Consider the following 18,031-nt stretch of genomic DNA (forward strand, 5'->3'; position numbering starts at 1 on the left):
CGTTCTCAGGCATAACCGCAGCTAAAATAGCCTCAACAAGCACGGGGAACATTCGGACGTCGCGTCAGTTTTCGGCAAACTCTTGACATCTGTGGGCTGCGTCACGGTATAACTGATGCATCAGTCAGACCCCCGGGTCGGAACGGCAGCGACGAGAGGCGAACGCTCGATGGAATGTGAGAACCCAGGTGGAGGCGCCGGGCAGGTGCTGCGCCCCGACGTCCATCGCGGGCGGGTGGCACTGATCACCGGTGGAGGCACCGGGATCGGACGCGCGATCGCACTGGACATGGCGAGGTGTGGAGCCGACGTCGTCATCAGCGGCCGCCGGTCCGAGCCCCTCGAAAAGACCGCCGCCGAGATCGAGGCGCTGGGCGCCCGGGTGCTCGCAGTGCCCGCCGACATTCGCGAGGAAGAGCAGGTGACCGACCTGGTCGACCGCGCGCTCGACACGTTCGGCCGGATCGACATCCTCGTCAACAACGCCGGCGGCCAGTTCGCGGCGCCGGCCGAGGACATCACCAGCAAGGGATGGCGCGCCGTGCACCGCCTCGCCGTCGACGCCACCTGGGCGGTCACCCGGGAGGTCGCCGTTCGCGCGATGATTCCGCAGCGGTCGGGATGCATCTTCTTCATGGCGTTCTCCCCGCGTCGCGGAATCGCATCGATGGTCCATGCCACCTCCGCCCGCGCCGCCCTCGAGAACCTCGCCTCCGGACTGTCGCTGGAGTGGAGCCGGTACGGAATCCGGTCGATCTGCATCGCCCCCGGCACCATCGCGACGGAGGGCATGGAGGGCAACTACACCGAAGAGGCCCGCGCGCAGTGGACGTCCGCGGTTCCGCTCGGTCGCCTGGGTACGGCCGAGGACGTCTCCGGAGTGGTCACATTCCTCGCCTCCCCCGCTGGCAGTTACGTCACCGGCACCACGCTGGTGATCGACGGCGGCGCCGACGCCTGGGGTACGGGCCATCCCGCTCCGAAGGTCGAGGAGACGCGATGAGCACGATCACCGACCGCGACCTCACGGCACTGTTCGACCCCCGGTCGGTCGCCGTCCTCGGTGCCAGCAACGACGAGACGAAGTACGGCAACTGGATCAGCGTTCAGGCCCTCCGCATGAAGGGCAGCCGGTCGGTCCACCTCGTCAACCGGCGCGGTGAGCGCATCCTGGGACACCCCTCGCTCCGCAGCCTGTCGGAACTCGACGAACGAGTCGATCTCGTCGTCATCACCGTTCCGGCACAGGGTTTCGAGGAGGCCGTGGACGACGCCCTCGCGGCGGGCGCCACCGCGATCGTCGGTGTCACCGCCGGTTTCGCCGAACTCGGTGCTGCCGGAAAGGCTGTGCAGGATCGGGTCGTGGAGCGGGTGCGGGCGGCCGGAGCCGTCCTGCTCGGGCCGAACTGCCTGGGTGTGCTGGACTCGAGCACCGCGCTGACGCTGGCCTCGAACCCGCTTCCGGCCGGACGGGTCGCGCTGCTCTCCCAGAGCGGCAACATGGCACTCGAACTCAGCCAATTCCTCGAGGCCCGCGGGCACGGGTTCTCCCGGTTCGCCTCGCTCGGGAACCAGGCAGACCTCGGCGCCGCCGACCTCATCCGCTCCTGCGTGGAGCACGATGACACCGATCTCATCGCCGTGTACTGCGAGGACTTCGGTGACGGGCGGGCGTTCGTCGACGCCGCCGCCCAGGCATCCCGGGCCGGGAAGCCGGTCTTATTGCTGACGGTGGGTGGCAGCGAGGCATCCATCCGCGGGGCACAGTCGCACACGGGATCGCTGACATCCGACAGCGCGGTCATCGACGCGGCCTGCCGGGCCGCCGGGGTGTACCGGGTATCGAGTCCACGGCAGTTGGCGGACGTGGCGGCCACACTCCTCGGGTACGGACCTGCGGAGGTGCACCGGGTCGGCGTCATCGCGGACGGCGGCGGGCACGCGGGTGTCGCATCCGACGTCGTCGAGGCAGCCGGACTCGCCGTGCCGGAGTTCACCGCCGACATCAGCAGCGCACTGCGCGCTCTGTTGCCGCCGTCCGCCGGGGTGACGAACCCAGTCGACCTCGCCGGCGCCGGGGAACAGGACATCACCTCGTTCGTCTCGGTCCTCGACACCATCCTGCAGAGTCCGGCCGTCGACTCCGTCCTGCTGACCGGATACTTCGGCGGCTACGGAAGTTACGGCGAGAACCTCGCGCGAGCGGAGGTCGACACCGCCCGTGCGATGGCCGAGACGGCGCGCACCCACGGCAAGCCGGTCGTCGTACACACGATGCATCCCGACAGCGCCGCGGCCCGGGTCCTGGCCGACAGCGGAGTCCCGGTCTTCCGGGCGGTGGAGGATGCCGCGGGTGCGCTCGGGGTCATCGCGGAAACCGCTGCGCCGCAGCATCCTGCGGGCGGGGAGAGTGAGCCGGCCGCGCCGGTCACCAGCGACGCGTACTGGGACGCCCGCGAACTCTTCCGCGGTGCGGGCGTCGAGTTCCCGGACGCGCAACTGGTGTGGACGTGCGCCGAGGCGGTGGCAGCGGCCGACACCGTGGGGTACCCCGTGGTCCTGAAGGCGATGGGGTTGCTGCACAAGTCCGACTCCGGCGGGGTGGCACTGGGTTTGGAAACCGCGCAGCAACTCACCGACGCGTTCACGCGGATGGACGACTCGCTCGCCGCGCCCGCCTACTGCGTGGAGAGCATGGCGGACCTCAGTGAGGGAGTCGAACTCATCGTGGGCGTCCAGACCGACCCGCGGTTCGGTCCCGTGGCGATGGTGGGTCTCGGCGGCATCTTCACCGAGGTCCTCGCCGACGTCGCCTTCGCGCTGGCGCCGGTCGATGCGGAGACCGCCCGTGGTCTGCTCGACAATCTGCGGGCGTCCGCTCTGCTCCGAGGGGTTCGCGGCAGGCCCCCGATCAACCTCGACGCGGCCGCGGACGCCATTGCCGCCGTCACGGCCGTGGCCACCGCGCACCCCGAGATCGCGGAACTCGAGATCAACCCGCTGTTCGTCACTCCGAAGCACGCCCTCGGACTCGACGCACGCATCGTCCTCAGCTCATCGAACATCAACTGACACAAGGAAGTTCTTTCATCATGGAATTCGCATACAGCCCCCGCCTCGCCGACCTCAAGGAGCGCGCACGCGCCCTGACCGACACGATCATGCAGTTCGAGGACGAGTGCGAAAGAAACAACGGAATTTCCGACGAATCCCACGCCACCATCAAGGCGGCCGTCCTCGCATCGGGTCTGCAGGCGATCAACACCCCCGTCGAGTACGGCGGTGCCGGACTGACGGTGCTCGAGCAGGCCGTCGTGCAGGACGAGCTCGGTAAGCTCACCAACGCGCTGTGGGACACGGTGTGGCGGCCCGCGAACCCGCTGACCCACGCGACCCCCGAACAGCGGGAGCGCTACCTGATTCCCGGTGCCCGGGGCGACCGTCGCGACGCCGTCGCGATCTCCGAGGCCAACGCGGGCTCGGACTTCTCCGCGGCGAGCACGACCGCGACACCCGACGGCAACGGCGGGTACATCATCAACGGCGAGAAGTGGTTCGTCACGGTCGGTGACGTCGCCGATTACCTCATCGTGCTGGCCAACGTCGAACCCGAGCACGCCGCAACGATCTTCCTGATCGACGTCGACACCCCGGGTGTGAAGATCAAGCACATCCCCCGCTACACGCACACCTTCGTCTACGAGCACCCCGAGTTCACGTTCGAGAATGTGCGCGTCGGAGCCGACGCCGTGCTCGGCGGCATCGGGCAGGGCCACGACCTCACCCGCGACTGGTTCACGGAGGAGCGGCTGATGATCGGCGCACGCACGATCGGTGCCGCCGAGCGGGCGCTGACCCTGGCCGTCGACTGGGCGCGGGAGCGGGTGCAGGGCGGCGAGCCGCTGATCAACCGTCAGCTGATCCAGGGCATGATCGCCGACTCCGTCGTGGACATCACCACCAACCGGGCGCTCACCCACCAGGTGGCGTGGGAATTCGACCAGGCCGATCCTGATGATGCCGACCTGCGAAAGACGCTGCATGCCAAGGCCGCGACCGTGAAGCTGGCCGCCTCCGAGGCGTCGAACCGGGTGGTCGACCGGGCCGTCCAGATCTTCGGTGGGCGCGGCTACATCCGCGACTACCCCGTCGAGCGGCTGTGGCGCGAACTGCGCGTCGACCGCATCTGGGAGGGCACGTCGGAGATCCAGCGCCTGGTCATCGCGAACGAGGCCAACAAGCGGGGTCTCGACAACCTGCTGTCCTTCCGCTACGAGGCCGGGGAGAAGTAGCACGATGTCGACCGAGAACGCCGGGACCGTCGATGTGCGCCGCGACGGCGACGTCGCCGTCGTCACCCTGAGGCGCGAACAGAAGCGGAACGCGCTGTCCACGCACATGGAAGCCGAACTGCTCAGCGCACTGGGGTCATCCGAGGTGAAGTCCAGCCGTGCGGTGGTCCTCACCGGGGGCGACTCGGTGTTCTCGGCCGGCGCGGACGTCACCGAACTGCGGGAGATGACGCCGGAGGCGATCGCCGAGTACTACCGGACCTCCGGGTCGGTGTACGAGGCGCTCGCGGCTCTCCCGCAACCCACCGTGTCCGCGATCACCGGCTACTGCCTCGGCGGCGGGCTCGAACTGGCTCTCGCCACCGACATCCGCGTCGCCGATCCGGCCGCGGTCTTCGGGTTCCCGGAGATCGGAATCGGGATCCTCCCCAGTTCCGGTGGGGTCACCCGCATCACCCGCATCGTCGGGGCGGGCCGTGCCCGCGACCTCGTCCTGCGCGGACGGCGCTTCGATCACACCGACGCCGAACGCTGGGGCGTCGTCAGTGAGATCGCCCCTCCCGCGGAGCACGTGAAGCAGGCGCTGAGCATCGCGCACGAACTCGCGGCGTATTCGCCACTGGCGCTGAGCATCACCAAGCAGGTGCTGGACGTCAGCGCCGACTCCCCGCATCATGCTTCGCTGCTGCTCGAGCAGCTCGCCTACTCGGCGCTGAACAAGACAACCCCTTAGCGGTACCGGCCGAGTGCGGCCGACTCGCCCGCCACCCCCAGGGTGACGGCACCAATCTACGTAGTGGAGACGACATGAGTTCCTTCGACGTGATGGACAGACCCGCCAAACGCGGGTTTCACACCAAGCTCCTGATCGCGTGCTGTGGCGGACCATTCCTGGACGGGTACGTCATGAGCATCATCGGCGTGGCCCTGCTCGGGGTGACCGAGCAACTTCACCCGACGACAGCCGAGGCAGGGTTGATCGGTGCCGCCTCGCTGATCGGTATCTTCTTCGGCGCCACAGTGTTCGGCTTCCTCACCGACCGGATCGGCCGGGAGAAGATGTACGCCCTCGACCTGGTGGTACTGGTCGTCGCGTGCGCGTTGTCGGTGTTCGTCCAATTGCCGTGGCAGCTCATCGTTCTGCGCTTCGTCATCGGCGCGGCCATCGGTGCCGACTACCCCATCGCCACCTCGCTGCTCACCGAGTTCACCCCCACCAAGAAGCGCGGCGCCATGGTCGGGATGTCGGCTGTCGCGTGGTCGGCGGGCGCGGTTTCCGCGTACGTGGTCGGTGCGCTCGTCGTCGGCATCTCCGGTGGCAACGACCATTGGCGCCTGCTCCTCGCGTCCAGTGCGGTGCTGGGTCTGATCGTGATCCTGGTGCGTCGCGGAATCCCGGAGTCGCCACGCTGGCTCCTGAAGAACGGCCGGGTGGCCGACGCCGAGGCCGTGGTCGAGAAGATCTACGGGGAGAAACTCGACCTGAGCAAGGTCACCGTCGAGGACACGGCGGACAAGCCGAAGGCCGACATCCGGATCTACTTCCGCGGCCAGTACCTGGCCCGGCTGATCATGTGCAGCGCTTTGTATCTGGCGGTCGTCACCCCGCTCTACGCGTTGCTGACCTTCCTGCCCACGATCCTGTCGGGCTTCTCGATCTCCGGTGACGGTTCCGCGGGGCTCATCGTCGAAACCGTCATCATCGGGCTCATCGTCGCCGGATCCATCCCCGCACTGTTCCTGGTCGAGAAGTGGGGCCGGCGTCCGATCGCAGTGGTCCCGCTGGCCCTGATGGTGATTCCGCTGGCAGGGCTGTGGTTGTGGGCGGACGGTCCCCTCTGGTTCATCGTCGCCGCCTTCTGCGCGTACGCGTTCATCTCCGGCGGTCCGAGCATCCTGGTGTGGATCTACCCCAACGAGCTCTTCCCCACCGAGTTCCGGGCGACTGCGGTGGGAATCGCCACCGCGGTGAGCCGGTTCGGCGCCGCGACGGGCACGTACCTGCTGCCGCTGAGCATCTCGGCGCTGGGAACCGGCACCACGATGCTCTTCGGTGCGGTGCTGACGGCGGTGGCGTTCGTGATCTGCTTCTTCATGTCTCCGGAGACGAAGGGGAAGTCGCTGGAAGAGGTGTCCTCCGTGTCCGCTGCCCCGGTAATGGGGACGAGCGCTCCCCGGCTGGAGAAGTTGGAGGAGGCGTCCGCGCCGCGAACCTGAGGATCGTTCCCTCCCGCCCCTGCCGGCTTCCGATGTCGGCAGGGGCGGGCCCCTGTGCGAACATGTCCCGCTGCCTGGGAGAAGGGGCTCCCCACCGGGCCGGTGCTGCGTTACTCTCACCACTAGAACACGTTCTATTCGACTGAGGAGTTCGCATCATGGCACCGTCCGCAGAAGACATCCGCAAGACCGTCGAGAGGTACATCGAGGCGGTGGCCACCGGGACCGCCGACGACGTCGTCGCACTGTACGCCGAGGGCGCCACCGTGGAGGATCCGGTGGGAACCGAGCCGCGAACCACGGTGGAATCGCTGCGGGAGTTCTACGGGGTGATCGAACCGCTGAAGCAGACCGGCGAGCTCCTGACGCTGAAGATCGCCGGCAACTCGGCCGCGTTTCACTTCTCCCTCGTCACCGACCTGGGTGAGCAGAAGCTCGAGATCGCGCCGATCGACGTCATGACGTTCGACGACGACGGCAAGATCACGTCCATGCGCGCATTTTGGTCGCAGGAAGACATGATCACGAGCTGACCGACGGCCGGGCCCGGCAACCACACCGCAATTCGGCCCGGCTGATCAGCGACTGTGCTTACCATGGCGTGGTGGCCACCGACGTCGCCGGGCAGGCCGCACGGCGTGCCCGACGCAGAGCAGTCGTTCGAGCCGGTACGCGCCCCGGGCGCGCACCGCGTAGCTGGCTGTCGGTCGCCGGGGCGCTGACCGCCACGGTGCTCGTGGCGTGCTCCTCGGGTTCCGGGGGCCACCCCGATCCGGTCGGCCTGGACCGGGCCACCGACAGCGGGCAGCTTCCGTGGACGGAAGTGCTGCTTCCACCGCAGACGCCGACGACGGTCCCGTTCGGTCCGCCGGGCACCGACCTGCCGAGCGAACCCCGCGCCGCCGGGATCCGGGTGATCGGCGACCGTGCCGGCCTCTACGGCGGAAGCCCCGACCGGGTGCTCTGCGACCGGCAACGCCTCGTCGACGACCTCGAGCAGGATCCCGCGATGCTGCAGGCCTGGTCGAGCGTGTTCCAGGTCGACGACGTGCGGAATTACGTCCGGACCCTGACACCTGTGCTGCTCCGTGCGGACACCCGCGTCACCAATCACGGCTTCGACGACGGGCATGCGAGCGCATTCCAGTCCGTCCTCGAGGCGGGGACCATCGTGTTGATCGACGACCACGGCGTCCCCCGCGTCCGATGTGTGCGCGGAAGCCCACTGCTCTCCCCGGTGGTGAACGAGAACGCGGACGTGCAGGGCGATCCGTGGCCGGGATTCCAACAGGACAGGTTGTACGTCGTGCAGCCCTCCAACCTGGCGATGACCGAAGTGACCGTGGTGGATCTGATGACCGGTGGACTGACGCCGATGCCGATCGGTTCCGGCCCGCAGCAGCCGGCGGAGCGCCCGAATCCGGTGGCACCCGTGGAAGCCCAGGCGCCGGTAGTGGATTCGCCGCCCGCGGTGGTGCAGCAAGCCGCTCCCCGTCCCGCGCCGGCTCCCGCCCCGGAAGCTGCGCCTCCGCCCGCTGCGGCTCCGCCACCGCCCCCACCGCCGCCACCTCCCCCGCCGCCCGCACCCGAACCGCCGGTGAACTACCCGCCTCCCCCCGCGCCGGCGCCCGCACCGCCGCAGCAGATTCAGGTGCAGATACCGGGTCTGCCACCCATCGTCATCCCCATTCCCAACTGAGGGTCGGACGCGGAGTACTCGGCTACAGGGTGACGAGCGCGGCGTTGATCACGATCGCCTGGGTGAAGAGCGTCCAGTCGTTGATGATGTGCGCGCCCGTCGAGACCCACAGGTTCTTGGTCCGGATGTAGGCGAGGGTGAGCACCAGCCGGGCCCCGCCGATCACGATGAAGGCCTGCGCGAAGTTCCAGTCGTAGGTTTGCAGGTGGGCGGCGCCGAACCACACCGCACTGAGGAGCCAGGCCAGGATGATTGCGGTCTTGCGGGACAGTTTCGCCTTGGCGAACAGGAAATACATCAGCGCGAGAAACGGGACGATGGTGAAGACTTCTTCGCCGACCAATTGGATCCCGGTTCCCACGTAGAACGCTGCCGTGTCGAGCGCACCGCCCTCGCCCGCACCGTCGATGGCCTCGTTGGACGCCACCCCGAACAGGGCGCGCACGATCAACGCCAGCACCGACGTGACAACGAGGTTGAGCACGGCGAAGCCGATCATCGTGAGGACGTCACGGCCGTGCACCTTCCGGAACAACGCTGTCCAGTGCTCGCGCGTCACCATCGCCAGCACGACGAGCGGGATGCCGACGAACAGGATGCGCGGAATCAGCGCAACGACGTTGTCGGTCTGCGGGATGAGGACCAAGGCCGCGAAGCCGACTGCGACCGAGGCCCACGCCAGGACCCACTGCCGCACCGACAGCGTGGTGGGCGTCCCGTTGTAGAAGGGGAAGTCGACGTCGTCACGGCGCTCGATCAGGGGACCGAAGCGGTCGTGGGACGACGCCGGTTCGTGGACGGGAACGGCTCTCGGGCCGGAACCACTACTCATCGATCAGCCCCTCTGCAGGTGGGTGGACTCGGGCGGCAATTTTCGCAGCAACCCCCGACCGCGACCACCCGACGCGCCCGCCGGGTCGCACAACGGACGGTTAACGGAAAGCAACTTATATATACCTGCGGCAAATTTCTTGTACTTGTATTGACATGTTGTCCTGGGCGGGTCCACAGTGAGTCGCATGACAACTCAACGACGCTACGACGTGGTGGTCGTCGGTGCCGGAATCGTCGGCCTCGCGCACGCGTATCACGCGCGCAACCGAGGCCTGTCCGTGGCGGTGATCGACCACGCCGACCGCGTTGCGGGCGCGTCCGTCCAGAACTTCGGCCACGCCTGCATCACCGCCCAGTCGGGCGTCGCCCGCGACTACGCCCGAGCGGGCCGGGAGCACTGGCTCGACCTGGCACGCAAGGCCGGGTTCTGGTCCGCCGAATCCGGAACATACTGTGTGGCACGACATGACGACGAGCTGGCAGTCATGACCGAGTTCGCGGCCGTACGCGGACCGGCCGAAGTGGAACTGCTGTCCCGAGACCGGATCCTCGGCGCGTTACCCATCGTCGGCGACCGCGTCGTCGGGGGCATGTACATGGCCGACGACCTCCAGGTGAACCCGCGGGAGGCGGCCCCCGCCATTGCGCAGTGGCTCGACGCGTCGGGTGTCGACTTCTTCTGGCGCACCGCCGCAACCGGATTCGAGACCGGCGTCGTTCATACCTCGCGGGGCGATCTGCAGGCGGCGACGGTGTTCGTCACCGTCAACTACGACATCGACCGCCTGTTCCCGGGGCCGGCCGAGCGCGGGGGGCTCCTGCGGTGCCGGCTCCACATGATGCGCGCGAGGCTTCCGTTGTCCGCGCCGTTGCCCGCACCGCTGTTCACGGGCTGGTCGCTCGTGCGGTACAGCGGTTTCGAGAATCTTCCCGCGACGGCGGCACTCGCGGCGAGGCTGCGTGACGAGTACCCCGACTACGCCGACCTCGACCTCCATCAGATGTACACACCGCAGCCCGACGGATCGATCCTGCTGGGCGACACCCACATCCGTGAGATCTCGGCGGAGCCGTTCCAGTCGGAGAAGGGGTTCGAGGCGCTGATCCGTGAGGCCGCCGCCCTCTTCGGCGTCTCGGACGTCACCGTCACCGAACGCTGGCAGGGTGTGTACAGCTCGGCACCCGATTCCGACTTCCTGATCGAGGAGCCGATCGACGGCGTGCACGTCGTCACCGTGACCACCGGGATCGGCATGACCACCAGCATGGGTCTGGCGAAGGACCGCATCGACTCCGTCTTCGGCCGCGACACCCTGCCCGTAATGGCATAGCAGCACAACCACATTCACCGAACACCGAGAGGAATCAGACAATGGGAACACGTCACCGGGACATCAGCCTCGTCGTCTTCGACATGGCAGGCACCACCGTGGAGGACAGCGGGCTGGTACAGCAGTCCTTCCTCGCCGCGGACGCGCATGCCGGACTGTCGAAGACCGACGAGGACCGGAGGCGGATGCTCGACTACGTCTCCGACACCATGGGCCAGTCCAAGATCGTCGTCTTCCGCCATCTCAGCGGCGGTAACGAGGAGCAGGCGCAGGCCGCGAACAAGGAATTCGAACGCTGCTACTCGCAACTCGTCGACGACGGGCGGTGCAGCGCGATCCCCGGCGCGGTGGAACTCTTCGGCTCCCTGCGGGAGCAGGGCATCAAGACGGCGCTCACCACCGGCTTCGCGCACGAGACGCAGGTGGCGATCATTCGCGCCCTCGGCTGGCAGGACGTCGCCGACGTCGTGTTGTGCCCCGGAGACGGTGTCCGCGGCCGCCCCTTCCCGGACCTGGCGCTGACCGCGTTGATGCGCACCGGTGCCCCGTCCGTGCAGTCCATGGTGGTGCTCGGCGACACCACGTCGGACGTCACCACCGGTCTCCGCGCCGGAGCCCTTGCCTCCGTGGGCGTGCTCACCGGCGCCCACGACGCCACCCAGCTGTCCGAGGCCGGGGCCACCCACGTTCTCGACAGCGTCGCGGACCTGCCCATTCTGCTCGCCGAACTGCGCAACACCTGATTTCCGATCAGGCTCCGTTGCCGTCGTCCGACGGAAGCCTGGGGTCGATGGTGCGGGCGTTCACGATGCTGAAGGCGACGAGGTCGGGGCGGTACCGATCGTCCGCGTACTCGAACGTGTCGCCGTTCTGATCCCGCGACGTCCGACGTTCCCGAAGCAACGGGCTGCCGGGGTCGATCCCGAGATTCTCGGCGTCGACCCCGGTCGCGGCGACGGCGTCGAGCACGTGCTCCATCGATTCGAAGCGGACGCCGCGGGAGGTGAGGTAATCGGTGATCGATCCGGTGTCGATGTCGAAATCGAACAGCAGGGAGCCGACGCGGTCGGTGAACGTGCTCCGCTCGATCATCGTCGGTTCGCCGTCCAGCAGCCGGACGCGGAGCACCTCGACGACGAAGTCGTCCGGGGCCGATCCCAATGCGCTGGCGGCAGGTTCGGACACCCGGCGACGTGAGATCTCGAGCGTGCGGCTGCCCGCCGCACGGCCGGTGCGGCGCGCCCACTGCGAGAAGGGGGTGAACGTGTCCAGGGTCTGCGTGATGTCGTGACTGCGCACCACGGCCGGTTTGCCCTGGGACAGCTGGATGAGCCCCTCGTTCTTCAACGTTGCCAGGGCCTGGCGCACGGGACCGCGCGACACCTCGAACTCCGCACACAGCATGCTCTCGCTGGGCAGCGACTCACCCACCGCGTACTGCCGCTGCATGATGCGCTGCCGGAGCTGGAGTGCGACGAACTCATGGCGGGAGCGTGCCTCCACCATTGCGCATCACTCCACTTCCCCGCCGGTCGACGGTCGCCACTGCGAGTCAGGTGCATTCTAATGGCGTCGTCGCTACGCTACAGTGCTGAAACACGTTCCAGCCGGTGGAGGGATGCGGAGCATGGCGTCGTCGACGGAGCGGGTGGTCACGGTCGACGGATTCCGTTGGCAGATTTCCGAACTGGGTGACGGGCCGCCCGTCGTCCTGTGCCACGGATTCCCGGGGCTCGGCTACAGCTACCGCCATCAGATGCGGGCTCTCGCGGCATCCGGGTACCGGGCGATCGCCCCGGACATGCCCGGCTACGGCGGCACCGACGTGCCCCGCGACATCGACGACTACACGAACGAGCGGGTGTCGGATGCGCTGATCGGCCTGCTCGACAGTCTCGGTCACGAGCGTGCGGTGTTCGTCGGCCACGACTTCGGCGCGCCGGTCGCCTGGACCGTCGCACTGCGTCACCGCGCACGCGTGTCCGGGCTGGTGCTACTGGCCGTCCCCTACGCGCCCGACCGGTTCCCGCTGCGACCGTCGGAGCTGTATGCGTCGATGGCGCGCAAGCACTTCCTGCACATCCACTACTTCCAGGAACCCGGTGTCGCCGACCGCGAACTCGACGCCGATCCCCGAGGATTCCTGCAGCGGCTGTTCTATGCGTTGTCGGGCGCCTACCGCTATCTGGACATCTGGCAGCACCCCTCGGAGGGCAACGGCTACCTGGACGTGCTGCCCGAAGCCCCACCCCTGCCGTGGTCGTGGCTGACGGAGGACGAGTTCGACCATTATGTGGAGGTCTTCACCCGGACGGGATTCACCGGCGGACTGAACTGGTACCGGGCGTACGACGCCAATTGGGAACGCTCCAGGGATCTCGCCGGAGCCGACATCGAGGTGCCGACGCTGTTCGTGGCCGGTGCGCACGATCCCGTCCTCACGATGAGTGGTGCGCAGGCCCTCGACCGGATGCGCGACACCGTCCCGGACTTGCGCGGACTCCATCTCGTCGAGGGAGCCGGGCACTTCGTCCAGCAGGAAAGACCGGAAGAGGTGAACGAGTTGCTGCTCACGTTCGTCGCGGGCGGTACAGGCGGCGACGACGGCGACTCGGCTCGGGCAGGTGACCGGTCGACTCGAGGTGCGCGGTGAACGCCACCGCGTCCGCGTGGGTGCTCACCTTCGGCCTGCCGTCGGCCCAGGCGGCGAACAGCGCGAAGAATCGGTCGCCGAGGGCCGCGCGGACGTGGGGAAGGCGACCGCCGACTTCCCCGGATCGCTTGCGGAGCAAGGCCTTCGACGCGGTGTCGAGCGCGTCGCGGTCGAATCCCGCGGGCAGCTCCCCCGCCGCGACGAGAGCCCGGACCAGTGCCGCCTGCCGCTCCGCCAGCCCCGTCACGGCAGACTCCACACCGCGTCCCCGGTGACCCGGTCGACGCCGGCCGCATCCGCGATCGCATCCAGCTCGGCGAACAACTCACGGGCGGGCAGGTAGTTCCCGTCGCGCTCGAGCATCATCGCGGGGGCACCCGCGGATGCCCACTGCCGGACCAGGTCCAGCACCTCGCCGGGCACCGGGTCGGTGTGGGTGTCGTGGTACGCGCCGTCCCGTTCGGATCCCCCGGCGACGTGGCCGTACGCCACACGTTCGAGGGGAAGCCGCCGGAGTTCCTTGCCGGCGTCGCGGCCGCGGTTGCGGGCGTTCGCGTAGACGTTGGCGACGTCCAGCAGCAGGTACACGCCGGTGCGTTCGACGAGTTCGGCCAGGAACTCGCCCTCGGAGTAGTCGTCGTCCGGCCAGTCGAACAGGGCCGCGATGTTCTCCACGGCCAGGGGCACCGGCAGGCACTCCTGCGTGCGCCGGATGTTGCGCACCAGCACGTCCAGGGCTTCCGCCGAGCGCGGCACCGGCAGCAGGTGCCCCGCCTCGATTCCGCCCGCCCGCACGAACGCGACGTGCTCGCTGACGAGCGGCGCACCGAGCGCGTCGGCGCACCGCGCGAGATGGTCGATCCGGCGCTGCTCGACACCGTCCGCGGCACCCAGCGACAGCGAGATGCCGTGCGGGACGACGGGAACGCCCAGCGACCGCAGTTCGTCCGGAACGCCGACTCCGCGCCGGCGGGCGGGCAGGGATTCGGCGATCACCTCGCAGAACCGCAGGCCGTCGAGCCGGTCGATGATCCCGCAGATCTCCGGCCGCCAGCCGATGCCGAGGCCCGGCTCGATCAGGGCGGTCATCCCCCGCACCCCCCACCGCCGCCGCAGCCTCCGCCGCCGCCGCCGCAGGAGCTGTCGCCTCCACCGCTGCTGCCGCCGTCCCCGCTGCCGCTGTCGGTGATACCGGCCGCGCTCGCGAACCCCGGGGAGAACAGGCCGACGGCCCCCATCCCGAAGAGTGCCGTCGACAGCGCGATCGGCGTCGGACCGTATGCGGTGAGCGACGGGCGCATCCGCGGCGACAGGTACGAGTGGTCGCGGCGCAGGCGCTGCAGTTCCGCCGTGCCCTGGGGCGTCCTGCGGCCGGTCCGGCGAACGAGCTCCCGCGCGGCCGAGAGCAGTACCACCGCGACCAGCAGGAAGCCGATCGGCTTGCCGCCGGCGAACCCGGAAACGAGGCGTGCGACGCCGAAGGCCACGACGACGAGGATCGGGAGGCTCGCGCGGCGGTTCCACGCCTTCTGTGCGGGACCCGTGAGCAGCCCCTGCGCGACCAGGGTGGACCGCAGGTGGTCGAGCGGGGCCTGCAACCGGCCCGGGAGCCGCAGGTTGCCGAGGGCGCTGCGCCCGGAGGCGAGTTCGTCGTAGACGGCCCGCGTGAACGATCCGAGGGCGTTGTCGGCGACTCCCCACGCCCGCAGGACCGTCCCGTCGGCGGAGATGAGGTCAGCTCCCCGCAGCAGCGTCAGGGATGCGGCGACGGCGCGATCGTCGCAGGTCAGCATCCCGGCCTGCACCGGATCGAGGCGGACACCGGCGGTCGGGGCGGATGCGGTGCCCCGGGACCGGAGGAACACCGCCAGCCCGACCACGAGCACGGCGGCGGCCACGTAGACCACCAGAAAGGTCTCGCTCGGTATCCCCCACGTAGCGGATTCGTTGTACATCACACACCACCCTTCAATCACGTTGTCCGACAGTCGATCTCAGTATCAGTACGATTGTCCGATTTGCACCCGCCGGATGCCGATCGTCACCGTTCCGTTATCGGGATCCTGGGGATTCGTCGTGAGGTGGCTGTGGGGGCATCGCCTAGCATCGTCAGCATGACGTCGCCGAGTGCCGCACTGTCGTATGCCGAACTGCTCGACACGGTTGCCGAATCGCACCGGACGGCGGAGGCGACGCTGGAGGGATTGACCGACGACCAGGCGCGGGAGCCGTCGTTGCTGCCGGGGTGGAGCCGGGGGCACGTCGTCACGCACCTCGCGAGGAATGCGGACGCGCTCAACCGGTTCGCGGTCGGGGTGATCACCGGCGAGGCCGCGCCCGAGATGTACCCGGGCGGTCCGGCCGCGCGGGCCGCGGCGATCGAGGAGGGGGCCGGGCGTCCGGCCGAACTACTGGTGGCCGACTTCCGCTTCGCGGGACGGCGGGTGCTCGAGTCGCTGCGGCGGATCACCGAAGATCTGTACGAGACGCCGGTGAACTGGCGTCAGCGGGTGCCTGTGCGGCAGGTGCCGGTGCTGCGGTGGCGTGAGCTCGAGATCCACCACGTCGACCTGGGGCTCGGCTACTCGGCGGCCGACTGGCCGGCGGCCTTCGTGGAGCACACGCTGGAATCGGAGCTGCCCGAGCTGGCGGCCAGGCATCCGGACGTCGGGGTGCCGGAACTTCCGCGCACCGAACTGCTGGCGTGGGTTATCGGGCGCCCCACGCGGGAGGGCTTGCCGCCCGTGCCCGCGTGGCCGTTCTGAGCGTCAGGCGTACTCGACGTTCTCGAACGTGTCGGCGTCGTCGAGCGCGTCCCAGATGATCGCGTAGCGCTTGTGGGTCATCTCGTCGGCATCGACGAGCAGGGCGTCGAACAACGACTTCGGGTTGTCCTGCCACGTCTGAACGAGGCCCGCGACCGCCTGCGGCGTGAACAGACCGGACCGCGCTGCCGCCTCGATCCACTCGTCGAAGTCGCCGCCGTGAATCCGCTCGACTGCTTCGCGATCGACCTCGCCGTCACCGAGATCGAGAGTGAACATCGTCGCGAAGACGTCGCCGTCGACGGCGACGACGGTGTCGCTGTACGTACGCTGGTCGGTGTTCATCGTGGGGATACCTCCTGGGAGTCAGCTCGTTGAACCTGACTCACGTTTGCGACCTCTGCTGATGAGAAGAACTGTAGGGCGACTAATTGTGAGCAGCTTAAAGCCTTTCTGTGAGATCAATCTGTGATCTATCTCACGCAGGTTTCTTCGCTGTCAGCGGACCCTCAGCACGATTTCTGTGGGGTGCGCATCACCAGGTGTCTCCACCGCGTTGCGCACGGCTTTTGCGACGGTCGACGGCTTCAGATACTTCTCCGGCCGGTACTCGTCGCCCTCGCCGGCCACGATGGTGCGCTGCATATCGGTGTCGATCCGGCCGGGGTGAATTGACGTGACGCGCAGTAACGGCTCCTCGAGGCGAAGTGCGTCACCGAACGCCCGCAGGGCGAATTTGCTCGCCGCATACGACGCCCAGCCGGCGTTCGCGCGGAGCCCGGCGCCCGAGTTGATCAGGACGACGTGCCCACCCGCGGCGCGGAGAGCGGGCAGCAGCAGCCGTGTCAGTTCGGCCACCGCGATGACGTTCGCCTCGAGCGTGTGCCGCCACTGGTCGACGGTCGACTCCGCGACGGTCGCGAGATCGGCGACGCCGGCGTTGTGGACGAGCACGTCGAGCCGCTCGATCGGGGCGCACGCCGCCGCCAGCGCGTCGTAGTCCGTCAGCTCGACCGGCCAGGGCGTGGCGCCCTGCAGTTCGTCGAGGATGTCGGTCAGCGACCCGGCCGACCGGGCGCCGAGCAGGAGGTCGTGGGACGGTGCGAGTTCGCGGGCGATGGCGGCTCCGAGGCCACGGCTCGCGCCGGTGATCAGGGCTGTGGGCATGCTGTCGAGGCTAACGCCCGTGAGTACTTATTAACGTCGGGCGGTTGACAAGTACTCACAGGGCACTCCAGTGGTGCCACGTCAGGTCGTGGATCGCGATCACCGGTCCGTCCGGGCGGCGGTCGACGTACTGCGGGTACTTCGCGGCAAGAACGTCGATCGCGGCGCCGCCCGCCGGGGAGTCGGGGGCGAGCACCTCGGCCCGACCGTCGACCCGCACCCACCACAGGTGGTCCCAATTCTCGTCGTAGTGGTCCACGAGCAGGGTGACCGCGGGGTTGGCCGCGATGTTCGTGAGGCGTCGCAAGGCCGTGGTGCGCTTCGGTTTGTGGTCGACGCAGGAGTAGATCGTGTCGGAGTCGAGTGCGAAGACGAGCGGGACGAGGTGTGGCACCCCGTCCGCCCCGACCGTGGCGAGCCGCGCGATGCGGGCGGCCGCGAATCGCGCGACGACGTCCATCACGGTTCCATCAGGTAGTCGCCGCTCACCGGTTCCGGGAGGGCGGGAATGCCCAACGGGCGCTTGAAGTATGCCCACGGGAACCACAACGTCCCGACCTTCTGCCAGCCGTCGGCCTCGAGTTTCTGGCGGCTCGCCGGCGCCGACACGCGGGTGTGCTCCCACTGTTCCTCGGACTTGCGAACGGTGTGGAACAGGGTGCCGAATCCGACGGAGTGCCAGCCGTACGAGCCGGCGTGGTTGAGGATGCGCATCTCGTTGAACGCGGTGAGCGGGGTGAGCCGGCGGGTCCGGCCGTCCGGGTCCGTGTCGGGGGCGTCGCCGATCCGTTTGCCGAAACGTTGTTGCGCCGCCTGCCGCGACATGCCGAGTGCGGCGCCGACCGTGTCCCAGCTGTGCCCGGCAGAGCGCGCGGCGGCGATCGCGGAGACCAGCAGTTCGTCGACCGACTCCCGCGCCTGCGAGGTGAGCCGGACGAGCGCCAGGTAGGCGGCGGGGTCGTGGTCCAGGCCCGGGTCGATCTCGGGGTCCGCCTTGGCGATCGCGTCCGACAGCAATTGGGTGAGCGCGGCGTCCGGCATGTGTCAAGTATTGGTTGACACGAGTCGCCTTG

20 protein-coding genes are annotated in these 18,031 nt (G+C 68.5%); 11 read left to right on the top strand and 9 right to left on the bottom strand.

Features of this window, described 5'->3' with window-relative positions; all coding sequences use genetic code 11:
• Nucleotides 1-169: 169 nt before the first annotated feature.
• The 7 genes from AC1D1G_RS00615 (at nt 170) to AC1D1G_RS00645 (ending at nt 8,208) form a co-directional block, all read left to right on the top strand.
• Nucleotides 170-1,003: an SDR family NAD(P)-dependent oxidoreductase gene (locus AC1D1G_RS00615; RefSeq protein WP_011596223.1), complete on the top strand. Its 834-nt coding sequence runs from the start codon at nt 170-172 to the stop codon at nt 1,001-1,003.
• On the top strand, nt 1,000-3,072 hold the full coding sequence (locus AC1D1G_RS00620) for an acetate--CoA ligase family protein (RefSeq protein ID WP_477950500.1): 2,073 nt from the start codon (nt 1,000-1,002) through the stop codon (nt 3,070-3,072). The genes AC1D1G_RS00615 and AC1D1G_RS00620 overlap by 4 nt, the downstream gene beginning before the upstream one ends.
• Before the next feature lie 20 nt (nt 3,073-3,092).
• Nucleotides 3,093-4,292 carry an acyl-CoA dehydrogenase family protein gene (locus tag AC1D1G_RS00625; RefSeq protein WP_283334666.1) on the top strand — a complete coding sequence of 400 codons (1,200 nt, stop codon included), beginning with the start codon at nt 3,093-3,095 and terminating at the stop codon, nt 4,290-4,292.
• A 4-nt stretch (nt 4,293-4,296) separates the two neighbouring features.
• The gene (locus AC1D1G_RS00630) at nt 4,297-5,025 is read left to right on the top strand and encodes an enoyl-CoA hydratase/isomerase family protein (RefSeq protein ID WP_477950502.1); all 729 of its coding nucleotides are present in this window, start codon (nt 4,297-4,299) and stop codon (nt 5,023-5,025) included.
• Between the two features lie 74 nt (nt 5,026-5,099).
• Nucleotides 5,100-6,509, top strand: a complete 1,410-nt coding sequence (locus tag AC1D1G_RS00635) for an MFS transporter (RefSeq protein WP_280783027.1) — start codon at nt 5,100-5,102, stop codon at nt 6,507-6,509.
• A gap of 158 nt (nt 6,510-6,667) precedes the next feature.
• Nucleotides 6,668-7,042 carry a nuclear transport factor 2 family protein gene (locus AC1D1G_RS00640; RefSeq protein WP_005262400.1) on the top strand — a complete coding sequence of 125 codons (375 nt, stop codon included), beginning with the start codon at nt 6,668-6,670 and terminating at the stop codon, nt 7,040-7,042.
• Between the two features lie 68 nt (nt 7,043-7,110).
• The gene (locus AC1D1G_RS00645) at nt 7,111-8,208 is read left to right on the top strand and encodes a DUF6777 domain-containing protein (protein WP_477950505.1); all 1,098 of its coding nucleotides are present in this window, start codon (nt 7,111-7,113) and stop codon (nt 8,206-8,208) included.
• A gap of 22 nt (nt 8,209-8,230) precedes the next feature.
• Here the strand turns inward: AC1D1G_RS00645 and AC1D1G_RS00650 are convergent, their stop codons facing one another.
• Nucleotides 8,231-9,040 (bottom strand): CPBP family intramembrane glutamic endopeptidase, encoded by an 810-nt coding sequence (locus tag AC1D1G_RS00650; protein WP_283334662.1) that lies wholly within the window; start codon nt 9,038-9,040, stop codon nt 8,231-8,233.
• 187 nt (nt 9,041-9,227) lie between these two features.
• Here AC1D1G_RS00650 and AC1D1G_RS00655 point away from each other — a divergent pair, with 187 nt between their 5' ends.
• Together AC1D1G_RS00655 and AC1D1G_RS00660 are read left to right on the top strand one after the other, a co-directional pair.
• Nucleotides 9,228-10,373, top strand: coding sequence for a TIGR03364 family FAD-dependent oxidoreductase (locus tag AC1D1G_RS00655; protein ID WP_477950507.1), 1,146 nt, complete (start codon nt 9,228-9,230; stop codon nt 10,371-10,373).
• 41 nt (nt 10,374-10,414) lie between these two features.
• Complete coding sequence (locus AC1D1G_RS00660) at nt 10,415-11,116, top strand: phosphonatase-like hydrolase (RefSeq protein ID WP_477950509.1); 702 nt, start codon at nt 10,415-10,417, stop codon at nt 11,114-11,116.
• Between the two features lie 7 nt (nt 11,117-11,123).
• Here the strand turns inward: AC1D1G_RS00660 and AC1D1G_RS00665 are convergent, their stop codons facing one another.
• The gene (locus AC1D1G_RS00665; protein ID WP_105423050.1) at nt 11,124-11,879 is read right to left on the bottom strand and encodes a GntR family transcriptional regulator; all 756 of its coding nucleotides are present in this window, start codon (nt 11,877-11,879) and stop codon (nt 11,124-11,126) included.
• Nucleotides 11,880-12,000: 121 nt separating this feature from the next.
• On the opposite strand from AC1D1G_RS00665, the gene AC1D1G_RS00670 reads away from it, so the two are divergent.
• Nucleotides 12,001-13,026 (top strand): alpha/beta fold hydrolase, encoded by a 1,026-nt coding sequence (locus AC1D1G_RS00670; RefSeq protein WP_477950511.1) that lies wholly within the window; start codon nt 12,001-12,003, stop codon nt 13,024-13,026.
• Here AC1D1G_RS00670 and AC1D1G_RS00675 read toward each other — a convergent pair.
• Genes AC1D1G_RS00675 through AC1D1G_RS00685 form a run of 3 tightly spaced genes read right to left on the bottom strand, consistent with a single transcriptional unit; the run spans nt 12,944 to nt 14,981 of the window.
• The gene (locus AC1D1G_RS00675) at nt 12,944-13,273 is read right to left on the bottom strand and encodes an SCO6045 C-terminal-like domain-containing protein (RefSeq protein WP_477950513.1); all 330 of its coding nucleotides are present in this window, start codon (nt 13,271-13,273) and stop codon (nt 12,944-12,946) included. The genes AC1D1G_RS00670 and AC1D1G_RS00675 overlap by 83 nt on opposite strands.
• Nucleotides 13,270-14,115 carry an MbnB/TglH/ChrH family RiPP precursor modification enzyme gene (locus AC1D1G_RS00680; protein ID WP_477950515.1) on the bottom strand — a complete coding sequence of 282 codons (846 nt, stop codon included), beginning with the start codon at nt 14,113-14,115 and terminating at the stop codon, nt 13,270-13,272. The genes AC1D1G_RS00675 and AC1D1G_RS00680 overlap by 4 nt, the downstream gene beginning before the upstream one ends.
• Complete coding sequence (locus tag AC1D1G_RS00685; protein WP_477950517.1) at nt 14,112-14,981, bottom strand: TIGR04222 domain-containing membrane protein; 870 nt, start codon at nt 14,979-14,981, stop codon at nt 14,112-14,114. The genes AC1D1G_RS00680 and AC1D1G_RS00685 overlap by 4 nt, the downstream gene beginning before the upstream one ends.
• Before the next feature lie 159 nt (nt 14,982-15,140).
• Between AC1D1G_RS00685 and AC1D1G_RS00690 the strand changes: the two genes are divergently transcribed.
• Complete coding sequence (locus AC1D1G_RS00690; protein ID WP_477950519.1) at nt 15,141-15,791, top strand: maleylpyruvate isomerase family mycothiol-dependent enzyme; 651 nt, start codon at nt 15,141-15,143, stop codon at nt 15,789-15,791.
• A 3-nt stretch (nt 15,792-15,794) separates the two neighbouring features.
• Here AC1D1G_RS00690 and AC1D1G_RS00695 read toward each other — a convergent pair whose 3' ends face one another.
• The 4 genes from AC1D1G_RS00695 to AC1D1G_RS00710 form a co-directional block, all read right to left on the bottom strand.
• Complete coding sequence (locus tag AC1D1G_RS00695) at nt 15,795-16,136, bottom strand: hypothetical protein (protein ID WP_280783016.1); 342 nt, start codon at nt 16,134-16,136, stop codon at nt 15,795-15,797.
• Nucleotides 16,137-16,289: 153 nt separating this feature from the next.
• A complete protein-coding gene (locus AC1D1G_RS00700; protein WP_477950521.1) occupies nt 16,290-16,958 on the bottom strand; it encodes an SDR family oxidoreductase in 669 nt (222 codons plus the stop codon).
• A gap of 55 nt (nt 16,959-17,013) precedes the next feature.
• Entirely contained in the window at nt 17,014-17,418 is a 405-nt protein-coding gene (locus AC1D1G_RS00705; protein ID WP_280783014.1) for a TIGR03668 family PPOX class F420-dependent oxidoreductase, read from the bottom strand.
• The gene (locus AC1D1G_RS00710; protein WP_064080315.1) at nt 17,418-17,999 is read right to left on the bottom strand and encodes a hypothetical protein; all 582 of its coding nucleotides are present in this window, start codon (nt 17,997-17,999) and stop codon (nt 17,418-17,420) included. Before AC1D1G_RS00710 ends, AC1D1G_RS00705 begins: the two co-directional genes overlap by 1 nt.
• Nucleotides 18,000-18,031: the final 32 nt, after the last annotated feature.

It is taken from the genome of Rhodococcus sp. P3_B8 (genome assembly GCF_056402775.1).

Excerpts from the sequence above, each read along its gene's own strand:
- AC1D1G_RS00710 (WP_064080315.1), bottom strand. The coding sequence starts at position 17,999 with ATGCCGGACGCCGCGCTCACCCAATTGCTGTCGGACGCGATCGCCAAG.
- AC1D1G_RS00640 (WP_005262400.1), top strand. The coding sequence starts at position 6,668 with ATGGCACCGTCCGCAGAAGACATCCGCAAGACCGTCGAGAGGTACATC.
- AC1D1G_RS00630 (WP_477950502.1), top strand. The coding sequence starts at position 4,297 with ATGTCGACCGAGAACGCCGGGACCGTCGATGTGCGCCGCGACGGCGAC.
- AC1D1G_RS00705 (WP_280783014.1), bottom strand. The coding sequence starts at position 17,418 with ATGGACGTCGTCGCGCGATTCGCGGCCGCCCGCATCGCGCGGCTCGCC.
- AC1D1G_RS00660 (WP_477950509.1), top strand. The coding sequence starts at position 10,415 with ATGGGAACACGTCACCGGGACATCAGCCTCGTCGTCTTCGACATGGCA.
- AC1D1G_RS00635 (WP_280783027.1), top strand. The coding sequence starts at position 5,100 with ATGAGTTCCTTCGACGTGATGGACAGACCCGCCAAACGCGGGTTTCAC.
- AC1D1G_RS00670 (WP_477950511.1), top strand. The coding sequence starts at position 12,001 with ATGGCGTCGTCGACGGAGCGGGTGGTCACGGTCGACGGATTCCGTTGG.
- AC1D1G_RS00625 (WP_283334666.1), top strand. The coding sequence starts at position 3,093 with ATGGAATTCGCATACAGCCCCCGCCTCGCCGACCTCAAGGAGCGCGCA.
- AC1D1G_RS00665 (WP_105423050.1), bottom strand. The coding sequence starts at position 11,879 with ATGGTGGAGGCACGCTCCCGCCATGAGTTCGTCGCACTCCAGCTCCGG.
- AC1D1G_RS00685 (WP_477950517.1), bottom strand. The coding sequence starts at position 14,981 with ATGTACAACGAATCCGCTACGTGGGGGATACCGAGCGAGACCTTTCTG.
- AC1D1G_RS00695 (WP_280783016.1), bottom strand. The coding sequence starts at position 16,136 with ATGAACACCGACCAGCGTACGTACAGCGACACCGTCGTCGCCGTCGAC.
- AC1D1G_RS00690 (WP_477950519.1), top strand. The coding sequence starts at position 15,141 with ATGACGTCGCCGAGTGCCGCACTGTCGTATGCCGAACTGCTCGACACG.
- AC1D1G_RS00615 (WP_011596223.1), top strand. The coding sequence starts at position 170 with ATGGAATGTGAGAACCCAGGTGGAGGCGCCGGGCAGGTGCTGCGCCCC.
- AC1D1G_RS00700 (WP_477950521.1), bottom strand. The coding sequence starts at position 16,958 with ATGCCCACAGCCCTGATCACCGGCGCGAGCCGTGGCCTCGGAGCCGCC.
- AC1D1G_RS00650 (WP_283334662.1), bottom strand. The coding sequence starts at position 9,040 with ATGAGTAGTGGTTCCGGCCCGAGAGCCGTTCCCGTCCACGAACCGGCG.
- AC1D1G_RS00620 (WP_477950500.1), top strand. The coding sequence starts at position 1,000 with ATGAGCACGATCACCGACCGCGACCTCACGGCACTGTTCGACCCCCGG.
- AC1D1G_RS00680 (WP_477950515.1), bottom strand. The coding sequence starts at position 14,115 with ATGACCGCCCTGATCGAGCCGGGCCTCGGCATCGGCTGGCGGCCGGAG.
- AC1D1G_RS00655 (WP_477950507.1), top strand. The coding sequence starts at position 9,228 with ATGACAACTCAACGACGCTACGACGTGGTGGTCGTCGGTGCCGGAATC.